Below are 14,545 nucleotides of genomic sequence, written 5' to 3'. Positions count from 1 at the left end.
ATGAAGATACGAATTACCGAAATACTTTCTACTACGGACACTTTACTCGTCAGGTTCCAATCATCTATCGGTAGTGGCGCCGCTCTATGGGCCGGGATCACTCCCAAAATCGGCGATGAACACGACGTAGAGTTCGATCTGGATGAAATCTTTTCTTGGGGGCGAAGCATTACTCCGTCCTCCGATACGACCCCGCAGATCATCGAGATAAAGGGTATCACTCAAATAACAGCCGAATTGACTCAAGTCGCGGACGAAGAATGTGCTGCATTACAACTTGGCGACTCTATAGTTCTTGTTGAACTCGACCGACCAATCACTCAAAAATCTGGTTACGTTGACGTGCGGGCAACCAGAATCGTCCTATACCCAACAAATATTTAACCCCCCTCACCCCCACGCCACCACCAACAACCCCACCCCCAACACCAAACACAACGGCGAATAAAAATACGTATCCAACCTCGCAAACCTTGACCCGCCGACTTTCTTGAAAAACCCCACCAATTCCGAATCCCCAATCGCCCTGGCAAACATCACCAACGCAATCGCACTGATCCCCCACTGCAACGCCCCATGGGACACCGCCGAAAAGTACAACCCCGCCCGCAGGCACACCATCAGCGCAATCCCCACCAATCCCAATGCGACCAGAAACGTGGCGAGCGCCGAGGGCTTGAACGCTGGCTTGGGTCCGCTGGCGAATTCTCCGGGCAGTTGGGGGATGGCGGCTAAGAAGCCGAGTTTGCCGCCGGCAGCCCAGTACAGATGCACCATGCTGATGAATGTAAAAACGCCGACAATCCATCGTGCGACTACAAAGCTCATGACTGGCTCTCCCTGAAAAGGTCCGCATCAGGATAGCCCCCCTGAGATTTTCTGCAGGCATTTCGTCGGCGGCTGATGGTAAAGTGCCGCCCCATGAAACTTGCCCGTGCCGACCGCTCGCTCATTGCCTGGATGCTCTATTGCTGCGTCCTGTTCAATGTGTTCGCCTGCAGTATCGGTCATGGGCAGATGGTCGGGATGCAGCTCAATGGCATCGGCGGTCAGTTCTGTACAGTGGACCCGCGCACCCAGGCGCCCAAGCCGTCCAACTCCACTGAGGAGAACTTGCCCACGCTGTCCAAGGCGTTTGGCTGCCCGCTGTGTTCCACTGGCGGTATGGGCCCGGCGCTGAGTTCCAGCCTGAATGTGGCGGTGTTGCCCCAGCCCCATGCGCCACCGCCAGCTATTGTCCTGGCTGCTGACATCCCTGCCCGCTTCACCTGGCCCACGGCTCATCCGCGCGCGCCGCCTGCTTTCGCCTGATCCCTTCGCTTTCTGATCTGCACTGACCGCCGTTTCCGCAAGGAAATACGGGCGGCTGTGCGTTGTTTTCAAGCCAAGTTTTTCAGGATTCAACCATGAAACATCTACCCCTGTTGGCGGGCCTGTTCGGCTGCCTGCCTGTCTGCGCCTGGGCCCTTGAGTTGGCCCCGACGACCATTGATGGCGAACAAACCGCCGAGCCCGGCCTGGCCCTGGACCAACCCAGCGGCGTGGCGTCGCGGTTGGGATTGAGCGTACGGGAAACCCCGGCGTCGGTGGCCATCGCTAAGCGCAGTGACATCGAGCGCCACGGCGCCAAGACTTTCCGCGATGCGGCCAACACCCTGCCCGGCGTCAACGCCAGCGCCCCGCCGGGCTTTGGCGGGTTTGTCTCCTATCGGGGTTTTACCAGCAGCCAGATCACCCAGATGTTCAACGGGATCAACGTCGCCACAGGCCTGGCCCGGCCTGTGGATGCCTGGATCTATGATCGGGTGGAACTGGTCGGCGGCCCCTCCTCCCTGATCAACGGCGCAGGCTCCGTGGGCGGTTCGCTCAATTACGTGACCAAGCTGGCCACCCGTGAGGAACAGGCGGCAGAGGGCCAGCTCACCTATGGCAGCTATGACACCGCCGGTATGGCGTTCGGCGTCAATCACGCCCTGACCGAGCCCGGTGCCGACGTGCAGCACTACGCGCGCCTGGATGTGAGCCGCAACACCAATCACAGCTACATCGACCGCGACCAGCGCGAGGCCTGGAGCCTGGCGTTTTCCCTGCTCAGCGACCTCACGCCCAACCTGTCTCATACCCTGGCACTGGAATACCAGGATGAGCATGAAGACAGCCCCTACTGGGGCACGCCGGTGCTCAATCCCAAGGCCGGCGAGCTGAAGATCGACAAGCACAACCGGTTCAACAACTACAACGTCGCCGACGGCCGCTACGAGCAGCGCACGATCTGGGCGCGCTCGATCATCGACTACCGCATCAACGACAGCACCACCCTGAAAAACACCCTGTACCACTTGGACAGCCAACGTGATTACCGCAACCTGGAAACCTACCAGTACAGCGCCGACAACAGCGCGGTGAACCGCTCGACGGCTTACCAGGTACGCCATCAGGGCGAACAGAACGGCAACCAGTTCGAGCTGCGCCACGATGACAGCCTCTACGGACTGTCGACCACCTGGTCCGGCGGCTTCGAGTACAAGGTCAACAGCACCACTAGCACGCCGTGGAATGTGCCGGGTAACAGTGCGGTGGATCCGAATACCTTCAACCCTGGGCACTTCTACGATATTCCGCGAACCCGGGAGAACTTCGGCAACGACAAGACCAACGAAGTCACCACCAAGGCGCTGTTCGTGGAGAATCGCCTGGGCCTCACCGACAAATTGTCGCTGTTGACCGGCCTGCGTTACGACGCCATCGACCTGGATGTCACCAACCACCGAGTGGTCACGGCCACCAACCCTCGGCACTTCAAACGCAGCTGGGAACCGCTGACCGGCCGCGTAGGCCTGACCTATCAATTCATCCCATCAGCCAATGTGTACGTGCAATACAGCACCGCCGCCGAGCAGCCAAGTACCACCACACAAGTGTTTGACGTCTCGACGGGTAAACAGTGGGAAGTGGGCAGCAAGTTCGACTATATGGACGGCCGTGGCTCGGCCACCGTGGCCGCCTACAAGATCGAGCGCAAGGATTTTGCCGTGACCGATCCGCAGGATCCCACCAGCAGCATCCCGGTCGGCGCGCAGTCATCCAGAGGCATCGAGTTGGCCAGCTCATTGCGCATCACGCCAAGTCTGCTGGCGGAGGGCAACTTCGCCTGGGTCAACGCCGAGTACAAGGATTTCAATGAGAAAATTGCCAGTGGCGCGGTGGTCTCGCGCAAGGGCAACACGCCGACCAACGTACCCACGCGCGTGGGTAATCTGTGGCTGACTTATGATTTTGCCGAGGATTGGCAAGGTGGTGTGGATGCGCGGTATGTGGCTGAGGTGTATGCGGATAATGCCAATACGCAAACGGTGCCGGCCTATACGCTGTTCGGGACGTTCCTGCGTTATAAGGTGGACTCGCATACCTCGGTCACGGGCCGGGTGCGCAACTTGACGAACGAGGTGTATGCCGAGTTCGCCCATGTGTCGCCGGCGTACTATCTGGGGGCGCCGAGGACCTTCGAGCTGGCAGTACAGACCCGGTTCTGACTTTGGAATACACACCAATGTGGGAGCTGGCTTGCCTGCGATAGCGGTGTGTCAGTTGATGAATCCTTGACTGATACAGCGCTATCGCAGGCAAGCCAGCTCCCACATTTTGAGCTCACTTGGCAGTGAGACCGGTGTTTATTTCAGGCTCGCCTCAACCTTCTCCGCCACATCCTCGGTCAACCAAGCCTTCCACACTTGCGGATGTTCCTTGAGAAACGCCTGGGCCACATCCCGTGGCGCTGTGTGATTTTCACTCATGGTCGCCAAGGCCTTATTCAGCGGCTCGATCGGAAACTCAACTTTCTCAAAGAACTGCGCAATCTGCGGATGGGCCTTCTGGAACGGCGTAGACACCCCGATACTCAACTTGGACGCCAACGAGCGCGTGGGCTTCGGATCAGGATTATCCGCATCCGTCAGGGTCTTCCAGGCCTCGGCATCGAACGGCGGTTCCTCCAGTTGGATCAACTTGTAGCGCCCCATCAACGGCGTCGGCGACCAGTAGTAGAACAGCACCGGCTTGCCCCGGCGGATCGACGAGGCAATCTCGGCATCCAGTGCCGCGCCTGAGCCGCAGCGGAAGTTCACGTAGCTGTCATCCAGACCGTAGGCCTTGAGCTTCTGTTTGTTGACCACTTCCGAGGTCCAGCCGATAGGGCTGTTGAGAAAGCGGCCCTTGCCTGGGGATTCCGGGTCCTTGAACACATCCTTGTAGCGCGCCAGGTCCTTTACGCTCTTGAGGTCCGGCGCCAGTGGCTTGATGCCTTTGGCGGGATCACCCTTGATCACGTATTCCGGCACCCACCAGCCTTCGGTTGCGCCTTTGACCGTGTCCCCAAGACCCACCACCTTGCCTTCGGCCTCCGCCTTGACCCACACCGGGCTGCGGCCGGCCCATTCTTCGCCGATCACTTGGATGTCGTTCTTGGCCAGCGCGGTTTCCAAGGTGATGGTAGTGCCGGGCAAGGTGTCGGTGGGCAAGTCGTAGCCCTTCTCGACAATAACCCGCAGCACTTCGGTGATCAGGCTGCCGCTTTCCCAGTTCAGGTCGGCAAAATGTATCGGCGCCTCAGCGGCGCGCACCGGCAATGCGGCCATTGACAGCCCTAGGGTCGCCAGGGACGCAGCCAACAGCGTTCTCAATCCTTTCATGCCTCAGGCACCTCGCGATATCGCAACCAATAGCGGAAGGCTTTGCTGCGTATGCGCGAAGCCTCTGAACAATTAAGTCAACTCAACTGTAGTAGAGGTTCCGGGAGATAACGGGTGTTCGCGTTTTTTTGCTGATTATTCGCTGGCCTTGAACGTGACCAGCTCGCCCTTGCGCCACTTGGCAGCCTTGCCGGTCACGGCCTTCAGGGTTTTGGTCAGGCCTTCCTGCAGTTGCTCATTGGCGGCAAACACCAGCATCACGCTGTGGCCTTCCTTGAACACGATGCCCTGGCCTTCGGCCGAGGACACGAAGGCGTAGTCGCCCAAGCCATAGACGGTCAACTTGATGTCGCGGAACTTCAATTCGAACTTGCCACCCTCACGACTGGGCAATACCGCCGCGCGGAAGTGATCGCCGACTTTGAGTTCCAGGCGAGGTTTGTCGTCCACCACCATCGCCGCCTCGGTGTCGATTTCGGCGATGTAGATACCTTCCGGCGTCTGCTCGGTGATGTAAACGAAACGGGATTGAAACTGCTTGACCAACTTTGCGCGCAAATCACCCAGCACGAACAACGCGTGCATATCCAGATTACTGACTGCCAAGGAAACGCCCCCACATCGAAAAGAGCGCTGTCCGCCAGAGCGGGCAGCACAAAAAAACGGCCATCACGGCACGATCACATCACTCATTCTTTGAAAAAAACTGAAGAAGATCCCACTGTCGCGTCACAAGACTAGTACAGACGTACGTGATGGACCTTGTGCAAGGTCATCAGGCACCACAGGAGATCACAGGTTCAACGGCCCGAGAATACGGCCCGACCAACTTCAGAGAATAACCCAATTAAAAATGCAGTTTTCCGACACACAAACACAAATAAACACACTGCCATGGAACCGGGCGCTGGCCGCCGACGACAATACTAAAACAGCAACACCGATCAAAACCACCTACAACACTGCAATCAAGTCATCCGGATCGATCGAAAGGAGCAGGCCATGCAACGATCAGCCTACAACGCGATGTCTTCGCACACCCGTCCATCCTGTCAGGACGAAGCTCAATACTACCGCTTGAACGGCTTTGAAGGGTACTCGGATTCGATTCTTTACCAAGTCGTACCTGCCGGCCGAAACTTTTTCCATATCCGCGAAGTGCTCAGCGGTCGAATCAAAGGCTTTCGCAGCGACCATGTCAAGGCCTGCGAACTGGCCAAGAAACTTGAAGCCATGTTACAAGCGGCCCCACGGAGCAATCGTTTCGTCAGCCCGCTAACTTAACTGCGCCGCCGACCCGCAACAACTGCCATACTGGCCCGTCCACTGAAGTTTGTGTCCACCCGGGCCAGGTTTCTCCAGTGCAGTTATCTCCAAGGGAAGGCTCTACGTGACGGAATTTGATATCGGCGAATTTTTTATCCATGGCGACGCAAGGGAAGTAGACGGTGAGTTCCAAGCCGTGATCATCATGCGGGCCAAGCCACCGCTGACCACTGTCACCACCCACCAGGTTGAAAAAGACCGCTGGTTCAAAACCGTCGACGCCGCCGCCATCGCAGCAAAGGACGCCGCCAAAGCGTTAAAAACCGCCGTAGATTCCGGCGCCCTGAATTCCTGACAATCCGATAGAACTCTACTGCGTCACAACCCTCCCATGCATAACGACCACCCTGCATGGAGAACGATATGGACGCGCCAATCCCTACCCTTGAAACCCTGTTTGACCAATTGGGCCTGGATTCAACCCCGGACGCTATCGACGCCTTTATCGCCGCGCACCCTTTGCCTGACGACGTGAAGTTGATCGATGCGCCTTTCTGGTCCGCACAACAGGCAAGTTTTCTCAAGGAAGAGCTGCGCGAAGACGCCGAATGGGCGATCGCGGTGGACGAACTGAACCAACGCCTGCATCAACCGCACTGACGGTAGATATCTACACAACGTTCAAAGGCTGAAAAATCTCCCTGTAGTGAGCGGGCTTGCCCCGCGCTGGGTGGCGGAGCCGCCCCAAACCAGGCGACCTAGTTCTATCTGGAACTCGGCGATGTCTTTATTGGGGCGGCTTCGCCACCCAGCGCGGGGCAAGCCCGCTCACTACAATATGTGTCGATAGCTATGCCCATTCCGGAAAAGCCCAATTCACGTCAACGCCTTACAGCCTCGGGTTTATAGCCCAGGCGCAAACCACCCCAATGCCGGCCCTTGACGATGATCGGCACCGACAGGTCGTGCATCAGCTCACCGGTATCGCGGGTGTAGGTCTGCAACAAAACCGCCTGTTGATGGCTGCCACAGCGGATCCCGGTGCGGTCTTCAAACTTGCGCTTGGTGCGGTTCTGTACAGCATCCACTTGCACATCGCCGGTCAACGCCTGGGAAAACGCCTTGTTGTGCGTCGGCACGTAACCCTGGGGCGTGCAGGCAATGGCGAACACCAACCCTTCATGCCTCGGCAGCAGATCTTCCTGGATCGCCGGCAACACCTGATCGGTATAGCCGTCAAACCGGGTGTGGTACTTGCTTGGGCTGGTATTGGCAATCGGCGTATAGCTGCGGTCGAACAGGTCATCCAGGCTGATGCGGTTCTGTAGCACGTCGGCCTCGAATTGCGCGGCAATTCGGCTAGCGCCTTCACGGGCCAAGTCGTAGATACGCTGATGATAGTCATCCAGGCCAACTTCCGCCAAGCGCTCACTGATGGTTTCGGCCTGGCCTTCCATCTGCACGGCGGCGTCGGCCAGTTGGCGGGTTTGCTGATCGCTGACGGCCAGGTCGCTGCGCATTTGTTCCACAGCATGGAACAGGCTGTCGAGCTGGGTGCGGTTGGTGTCGGTGCCCTGGGCAATTTCATTCACCTGGCCTTCGACATCCGCCGCCAGGCTGGCGATGCTATGCAGTTGCTCACCGGCGCGCTCCACTTGCTCCACGCCCGTGTGCAAGTCTGCCGAGAGCTGGCGAATCTGCTCCACCACCTGAGCGGTGCGTTGCTGGATATCGGCCACCATCACCCCAACCTCATCAGTGGCTGTGGCCGTACGGCCCGCCAGCCCGCGCACCTCATCCGCCACGACTGCAAACCCCCGACCATGCTCACCGGCTCGCGCCGCCTCAATCGCTGCATTGAGTGCCAACAGGTTGGTCTGGCTGGCGATGGACTGGATCACCAGGGTCACCCGCTGGATTTCCTCACTGCGCTGGCTCAAGGCTTCGATCAGTTCACGACTGGCATCGGCGCGCTGGCTGAGCTGGTGCATGCGGCTGATCGATTGGGCCAGTACTTCGCGGCCTTCGGTGCTGCGTTGATGGGCCTGGCTGGCTGCCCCCAGGGCCTCGCGGCTGAGTTGGGAGGTGACCTTTTCGGTGCCAATCATCACCTCGGCACTGCTGACAATCTGCTTGGCTGCACTCAACTGAGACTGCAAGCGAGCCGCCAGTTGCTTGACCGAATAGGCCACGCCGGCAGCGGACAGTGCGTTATGGCTGGTGGTATAGGACAGGTCGCGAGTCAACTCGCCAATCGCATCGACGGCGTCGCAAGACGCAACAACGGGCGTGCGACTTGTCAGGCGAGGCAGCCAGATCACCAGCACGGCCAGTGGCAGGCAGAGGTACAACGGCAGGATGGCAAATGCCAGGCCCAACAGTATCAGCACCAGGGCGATGCTCTGCGTAAGCTGCGTCAACCAGGCGGGCAACCCGCGCACCACCGATTGCGGTGCCACTGCTGCGCCCGTCAGAGATCCGTCTCCAGCCATCTTCGTCACCCCACTGCTTATCGTTATTGTCGCTGCATTAAACGCCACTATCGGGCCATTATCCATGGGCCTTTAGTGGGGTGGTTTGCAACAGATCAATAGACGGGGGTGTAACGAGTCTTTCCCTGGGGGACCGCTCAGCGATCCCCCAGCTTCACCACATCAGGCTTGGCGCTGGTGCTTGTCGATCTGCTCGTGGCGCTCTTGCGCTTCGATGCAGTACTTGGTGGTAGGGCTGATCAGCAAGCGCTTGAGGCCGATAGGCTCGCCGCTGTCATCGCACCAGCCAAAGGAATCTTCCTTGATGCGTTCCAGTGCACGCTCAAGCTGCGGCAACATGCGCTGGTCGCGGTCGATGGCGTTCACCAGCCAGGTGCGCTCTTCTTCAACGGAAGCGGCGTCGGCAGGGTCGGCCGGAGTGTCCAGGCTTTCAATGGCGATACGGTTCTGTTCGATGCGCTCGTGGTGCTCCACTTTCATGTCTTGCAGCAACTTCTCGAAAAAAGCGTGCTGTTCGGCATTCATGTAGTCATCCGCCGGCATGGCCAGCAACTTTTCCTTTGTCATTGATTTCTCTATAAAAAATACGTGCATTAAGGCGAATAAGGGAGCGTTCCGGCCGACCTCTGCAGGTCTCGGAAGGGCGCCGTCCATTTCAAGCGCCACCCGGCACTCAATTTACGAGGGGCGGCAGTCTAAGGCCGACTTGAGGGCACAGCAACTGAAAAGACAGGCAATTTTTCCGAGATAACCCCCAAAAGCACCAGGACGGGCTCGGCGAATGGTTATCGGAGTGCGTTTATAGCAAGAAATTCAGTGTTGTGGAGCTATATAGAAGACAAACGGTTAGAACTGCCTGATAAAGATGCAAGTGTGGGCGTCGGGCTTTCCCGCGATCCAGGCGACTCGGTCCGTCAGGGCTACCGAGTTGATGCAATCGCAGGCAAGCCAGCTCCCACACTTGATTTGTGTTGGTCGTAAGACGATCTCAGCGTTTGAGTTTGCGCTTGTTGCGGTACTGGTCGATCACCACCGCCACCACAATGATCAGGCCCTTGATGATGTCCTGAATGTACGCATCCACCCCGACAAACGTAAACCCGCTGGCCATCACCCCCAGAATCAGTGCACCGATCACAGTCCCCGTGATGCGCCCTACCCCGCCCGCCAGGCTGGTGCCGCCGATCACCGCAGCCGCAATCGCATCCAGCTCATAAGACATGCCCATGCCGGCCTGCCCGGTTGCAGCACGTGCCGAAGCGACCACACCGGCCAGACCAGCCAGCAAGCCGGCGATGCTGTAGACGATGATCAAGTGGCGCTTGACGTTGATCCCCGACGTACGCGCCGCCTGCATGTTGCCGCCGATGGCGTAGGTGTATTTGCCGTACTTGGTGTAGCGCAGGGCGATATGGAAGATCACGGCCACCACCAGAAAGATGATCACTGGCATCGCGCCGTGGCCGATGGCCGTGTACGAGTCCGAGAGCATGCTCACCGGCTGGCCTTCGGTGTAGTAACGCGCCAGGCCACGGGCCGAAACCATCATGCCGAGGGTGGCAATAAAGGGTGGAATACCGGTGACGGCGATGATGCTGCCGTTGATCGCCCCTGCCAGCAGCCCGACGCCAAGCCCCATCGCCACCGGAATCCACACCGGCAAATCGGTCAGGCTGGGAAACACGGCTCGGGAAAAATCAGAGGTTTGCGCCAAACTGGCAGCGATCATCGCCGACAACGCCAATACAGAGCCCGAGGACAGGTCGATACCAGTGGTAATGATCACCTGGGTCACACCGATGGCGAGCAGGCCGATGATCGACACTTGCAGGATCATCAGCACCAATCGCTGGGAGTTCATCAGGAAGCTCTGGTCACGCACGATCCAGCCGAACACTTCAAACACCAGGCCGATGCCGATCAGCACCAGGAAGATGCTCAGCTCGGTGGGCATGCGTCGGCGACTTTTGGTTGGCACCGTCGCGGGTTTGTTATCCGTTATTGCATTCATAGCCCATCACCTTTTTATTCTGTACGTCAGTGGACTGCCGTCATCCCGGAGGCCAACTGCATGACTTTTTCCTGGGTCGCGTCGCTGCGGTCCAAGGTGCCCATCAATTCACCTTCGTGCATCACCATGACTCGGTCGCTCATGCCCAGTACTTCGGGCAGCTCGGAAGAAATCATGATCACCGCCATGCCTTCGCTGGCGAGGAAGGCGATCAACCGGTAGATCTCGGCCTTGGCGCCCACATCAATGCCCCGCGTGGGTTCATCAAGGATCAGCAGGCGCGGGTTGGTCATCAGCCAGCGCGCCAGCAAGGCCTTCTGCTGGTTGCCGCCGGACAAGGTGTCGATGCATTGCTCAAGGGACGGGGTTTTCACCCGCAGCTTCTTGCACATGTCTTCGCACAGCGCACGCAGGGCTTTCTGCTGGATAAAACCGTTGCCCGAGTAGTGCGGCAGCACGGCCATTTCCATGTTTTCCAACACGGAAAGGCAGGGGAACAGGCCACTGAGCTTGCGGTCTTCGGTCAACAGAGCAAAGCCCTTCTCAATGGCCATGTGTGGATCGGTAATGCGCACCGCCTTGCCGTCCAGACTGATCTGGCCGCTGCTGCTAGGGGTGATGCCAAAAATGGTTTCGGCCACGTTGGTGCGGCCCGAGCCCATCAACCCGGCAATACCGAGGATCTCGCCGGCATGCAGGTCAAACGATACGTCCTTGAATACGCCGTCCAGCGTCAGGTTGCGTACCGACAGCAACAGGTCACCGATGGGCGTCTCGCGCACCGGGAACAGCTGGCTCAGCTCACGGCCGACCATCATCGAAATCAGGCTGTCGCTGTTCATGCTGTCCGCGCGTTGCAAGCCGATGTACTGGCCGTCGCGGAACACCGCCACTTCATCGGCGATGGCGAATACTTCATTCATTTTATGGGTGATGTAGACGATGCCTTTGCCCTGGGACTTGAGGTCGGCAATGATCGAAAACAGGTGGGCCACTTCCTTGTCGGTAATGGCCGATGTCGGTTCATCCATGATCAGGATGTCGGAGTCGTAGGACACGGCCTTGGCAATCTCGACCATCTGCCGCTCGGCGATGCTCAGGTTGCCCACGTGTTCCTCGGGGTCGAGGTTGATGCGCAAGCGCGCCAGCAACTCGGCGGTGCAGCGGTGCATTTCACGGTGGTTGACCATGTGCAGGCTGTTGAGCTGCTCGCGGCCGATCCAGATATTCTCGGCGATGCTCATGTGCGGCATCAGGTTGAGTTCCTGGTGGATCATCGCGATCCCGGCCTTTTGGGCCGCCAGGGGTGTTTCAAACACGATCGGCTTGCCGCGCAGGCGAATTTCACCGGCGTCGGGCTGGTAGATGCCGGCGATGATTTTCATCAATGTCGACTTGCCTGCACCGTTCTCGCCCATCAGCGCCAGCACGGTACCGGGGCGCACGCGCAGCTGTACATCGGCCAGGGCCACGACACCGGGAAAGCCTTTGCTGATATTGACGATTTCCAGCAGGTAGGGTTCTTCCAACAGCTGGGGTTGGATACCGGGAGGCTGCGAGACAGTGGCTTGAGCGAGCATAAGGAGGTACTCCATCGGCAAGGCGGGCACGACCGCCCTGCCGGTTTATTGTTGTTATGTCAGGGCTACTTGAACTTGGCGACGTTTTCCGGAGTGATCAGTTGGAACGGAATAATCACGTTCTGCTCGACCGGCTCCTTCTTGGCCATTTTGCGCGCCGCTTCCACCGAGCCCACCGCCTGACCCTTGGCGTCCTGGAACGCCGACGCGGCCATGTCACCCTTGGTGATCGCGTTCAGACCGTCCGGGGTGCCGTCGACACCCGCGATCAGCACGCTGCCCGGCTTGGTACCCGCCGACTTCAGGGCCATCGACGCGCCGATGGCCATCTCATCGTTGTTGGCCAGCACCGCGTTGAATTCGCGACCTTGGGTCAGCCAGTCGTTGACCAGGGTCATACCCTTGTCACGCAGCCAGATGCCGGTCTGTTCCTGTTCGATCTTGATATCCGGGTATTTGGCCAGCACCTCCTTCACGCCCTTGGTGCGATTGGTGGTGGAGTTGTTCGCCAGGTCACCCAGCAGGATCACAATCTTGCCTTTGCCGCCGAGCTTTTCAGCGATGTATTGCATTTGCAGGCGACCAGCCTCGATGTCATCGGAGGTCACAGCGACCACATCCTTGGGCAAGTCTTTCTGGTCGGGACGGCGGTTGACGAAGACCAGCGGGATGCCCGCCTTGGTGGCGGCGCTGATGATGTTCTTGGTCGACGCGGTATCCACCGGGTTGACGATGATGGCGTCGACTTTCTGGCTGATAAAGTTCTCGACCTGGCTCAACTGCTTGACCACGTCGGCACGCGCGTCTTCGAACTGCAATTGCACACCGTCACCCTTGGGGTAGGACTTGGCTTGCTTGTCCATGTCCTCGCGCAGGTAAGTCAGGAAGGTATCGTCGAAGGCGGACATGCTCACGCCCACCTTGATATCGGCGGCACTGGCAAAACCACTGGCCAGCATCATGGACAAGGCCAGCGCGGTAAAACGGATCGGGGTCTTCATGAACGGTCTGTCTCCACATTCTTGTTGGTTTTGTTGGACGTTACGTTGATCAGAGCGGGGCTTGCGAATTGGACAGTCGAACCACCGGCGCGCCTGGAATGCAGCAGACCAGCGCGCCTTTGTTTTCGACGCACAGCACATTAAGGAAGGAGAAGTAGAACGGCCGGGCGCGGGGCAGACCGCGTGGCGCTAGGACAGGGCGTAAAACTCGCAGTACAGCGTTGAAGATTTTCATCTGACGGTACCTGGTTGTTTTTGATCTTGTTTTTGTTGAGTCGTGCAGATCGAGTCCGAACGTACTTTATGCAACCTGGAAAAGACTTTATTGGAAAATAATTTCCACATCAACCTGTTTTAGAATTTTATTCTATTTTTGTTGAAACCACCTGCTGGCGCTCCGCGCTCAGGCGTGCGGCGTCCAATATACGGGTGGTTTCCAGCGCATCATAGGCATCCACCGGCAGCGGCCCCTGCCCTTGCACGGCCAATTGCAACTGTCGATAGAACTGCGTCCAACAGCCCTTTTCCGACGGCACCCGCTCGCGGTCCGGGCCTTGTTCGAACCAGCCCCAGCGGCGGTGTTCTTCAGAGCCCCAATGCTCACCTTCAGTCTTCGGCGACTTGCCGGCCATCAGCGCTTCTTCCTGGCCGTCCAAGCCTTCGACGGTGTAGCAGCCAGAGGTGCCACTGACGCGAAAGCGCGGCGCCTGGCTGTTTTGCAGGGCATTGCCCCACAGATGGGAAATCACACCGTTGGCGTGGGTCAGGGACACAAAAAAACCATGGTCCACCGTGGGATGTTCGGCGGTGTATTGCAGTTGCGCGAACACCCGATCTACCGGGCCGAACAGTTGCAGGGCCTGGTCGACCAAGTGGCTGCCCAGGTCGCGCAGCCAACCACCGCCGCTGGCGTTACCTACGGCTTGCGGGCTGTAGCGTTCCACGCGGGATTCGAAACGCGTGATCGTGCCCAAGGCGCCGGCGTCGATGAGTTTGCGCAGGGTCAGGTAATCCGAGTCCCAGCGTCGGTTCTGGTAGACGCTGAGCAGCGAGCCTTGGCGTTCGGCCGCGGTGATCAGCGCCTGGGCCTGTTCGGCGTTGGCGGCGAAGGGTTTGTCGCTGACCACGGTCACGCCGTGCTCGATAGCTTCGAGCACCAGGGCCGGGCGGCCCTTGAGGGTGGTGGAGATAACCAGGGCGTCGACGCCGGCTTCGACGATTTGGCCGATGTTGTCAAAAGCCCTGACACCGGGGTGGTCGGTTGCCAGTTGCTGGCGGCGCTCGGGTGAGCGAGTCACGACGCCGACAAACGTCGCACCTGGCAGGGTTGCAATCAGCGGCGCATGAAAGAAGCGCCCTCCGTGGCCGTAGCCGACTAGACCGATTCGCATGCATACACTCCTTACTTGAAGTGGAAACCCAATTCAAATGTGGGAGCGGGCTTGCTCGCGAATGCGGTGTATCAGTTAAAGAACTTGTATCTGATACACCGCATTCGCGAGCAAGC

General features: G+C 58.7%; 16 protein-coding genes. 6 read left to right on the top strand and 10 right to left on the bottom strand.

The features are described from left to right. A complete protein-coding gene (locus HU722_RS12935) occupies positions 1–384 on the top strand; it encodes a hypothetical protein (RefSeq protein WP_065881683.1) in 384 nt (127 codons plus the stop codon). A gap of 6 nt (positions 385–390) precedes the next feature. Here HU722_RS12935 and HU722_RS12930 read toward each other — a convergent pair whose 3' ends face one another. Beyond that, on the bottom strand, positions 391–828 hold the full coding sequence (locus HU722_RS12930; protein ID WP_065881684.1) for a DUF3995 domain-containing protein: 438 nt from the start codon (positions 826–828) through the stop codon (positions 391–393). Between the two features lie 93 nt (positions 829–921). Here HU722_RS12930 and HU722_RS12925 point away from each other — a divergent pair, with 93 nt between their 5' ends. After that, entirely contained in the window at positions 922–1,311 is a 390-nt protein-coding gene (locus tag HU722_RS12925; RefSeq protein WP_065891241.1) for a DUF2946 domain-containing protein, read from the top strand. Positions 1,312–1,406: 95 nt separating this feature from the next. Then, positions 1,407–3,533: a TonB-dependent receptor gene (locus HU722_RS12920; RefSeq protein WP_065876106.1), complete on the top strand. Its 2,127-nt coding sequence runs from the start codon at positions 1,407–1,409 to the stop codon at positions 3,531–3,533. Positions 3,534–3,671: 138 nt separating this feature from the next. Here HU722_RS12920 and HU722_RS12915 read toward each other — a convergent pair whose 3' ends face one another. Together HU722_RS12915 and HU722_RS12910 are read right to left on the bottom strand one after the other, a co-directional pair. Then, positions 3,672–4,688, bottom strand: a complete 1,017-nt coding sequence (locus tag HU722_RS12915; protein ID WP_186754709.1) for an ABC transporter substrate-binding protein — start codon at positions 4,686–4,688, stop codon at positions 3,672–3,674. A gap of 135 nt (positions 4,689–4,823) precedes the next feature. Beyond that, positions 4,824–5,273: a hypothetical protein gene (locus tag HU722_RS12910; RefSeq protein WP_050554011.1), complete on the bottom strand. Its 450-nt coding sequence runs from the start codon at positions 5,271–5,273 to the stop codon at positions 4,824–4,826. Positions 5,274–5,690: 417 nt separating this feature from the next. On the opposite strand from HU722_RS12910, the gene HU722_RS12905 reads away from it, so the two are divergent. From HU722_RS12905 to HU722_RS12895, 3 genes are all read left to right on the top strand, one after another. Further along, positions 5,691–5,972: a hypothetical protein gene (locus tag HU722_RS12905; RefSeq protein WP_065876104.1), complete on the top strand. Its 282-nt coding sequence runs from the start codon at positions 5,691–5,693 to the stop codon at positions 5,970–5,972. 106 nt (positions 5,973–6,078) lie between these two features. Then, a complete protein-coding gene (locus HU722_RS12900; RefSeq protein WP_065876103.1) occupies positions 6,079–6,309 on the top strand; it encodes a hypothetical protein in 231 nt (76 codons plus the stop codon). Positions 6,310–6,377: 68 nt separating this feature from the next. Beyond that, the gene (locus tag HU722_RS12895; protein WP_049708713.1) at positions 6,378–6,614 is read left to right on the top strand and encodes a DUF2789 domain-containing protein; all 237 of its coding nucleotides are present in this window, start codon (positions 6,378–6,380) and stop codon (positions 6,612–6,614) included. 221 nt (positions 6,615–6,835) lie between these two features. Here the strand turns inward: HU722_RS12895 and HU722_RS12890 are convergent, their stop codons facing one another. The 7 genes from HU722_RS12890 to HU722_RS12865 form a co-directional block, all read right to left on the bottom strand. Beyond that, positions 6,836–8,062: a methyl-accepting chemotaxis protein gene (locus HU722_RS12890; RefSeq protein ID WP_371914131.1), complete on the bottom strand. Its 1,227-nt coding sequence runs from the start codon at positions 8,060–8,062 to the stop codon at positions 6,836–6,838. Positions 8,063–8,608: 546 nt separating this feature from the next. Then, positions 8,609–9,013 carry a TraR/DksA family transcriptional regulator gene (locus tag HU722_RS12885; RefSeq protein ID WP_003191666.1) on the bottom strand — a complete coding sequence of 135 codons (405 nt, stop codon included), beginning with the start codon at positions 9,011–9,013 and terminating at the stop codon, positions 8,609–8,611. 421 nt (positions 9,014–9,434) lie between these two features. Further along, positions 9,435–10,457 carry an ABC transporter permease gene (locus HU722_RS12880; RefSeq protein ID WP_049708715.1) on the bottom strand — a complete coding sequence of 341 codons (1,023 nt, stop codon included), beginning with the start codon at positions 10,455–10,457 and terminating at the stop codon, positions 9,435–9,437. 26 nt (positions 10,458–10,483) lie between these two features. Continuing rightward, entirely contained in the window at positions 10,484–12,037 is a 1,554-nt protein-coding gene (locus tag HU722_RS12875; protein ID WP_065876101.1) for a sugar ABC transporter ATP-binding protein, read from the bottom strand. A 65-nt stretch (positions 12,038–12,102) separates the two neighbouring features. Further along, positions 12,103–13,038: a sugar ABC transporter substrate-binding protein gene (locus tag HU722_RS12870; protein WP_065876100.1), complete on the bottom strand. Its 936-nt coding sequence runs from the start codon at positions 13,036–13,038 to the stop codon at positions 12,103–12,105. A 49-nt stretch (positions 13,039–13,087) separates the two neighbouring features. Beyond that, positions 13,088–13,273: a hypothetical protein gene (locus HU722_RS28840; protein WP_083214000.1), complete on the bottom strand. Its 186-nt coding sequence runs from the start codon at positions 13,271–13,273 to the stop codon at positions 13,088–13,090. Positions 13,274–13,400: 127 nt separating this feature from the next. Continuing rightward, on the bottom strand, positions 13,401–14,429 hold the full coding sequence (locus HU722_RS12865) for a Gfo/Idh/MocA family protein (RefSeq protein ID WP_065881691.1): 1,029 nt from the start codon (positions 14,427–14,429) through the stop codon (positions 13,401–13,403). Positions 14,430–14,545: the final 116 nt, after the last annotated feature.

The sequence above is a fragment of the Pseudomonas tritici genome, assembly GCF_014268275.3.
Taxonomy (GTDB): Bacteria; Pseudomonadota; Gammaproteobacteria; order Pseudomonadales; family Pseudomonadaceae; genus Aquipseudomonas; species Aquipseudomonas tritici.
This window is presented reverse-complemented; position numbering and strand designations above follow the sequence as displayed.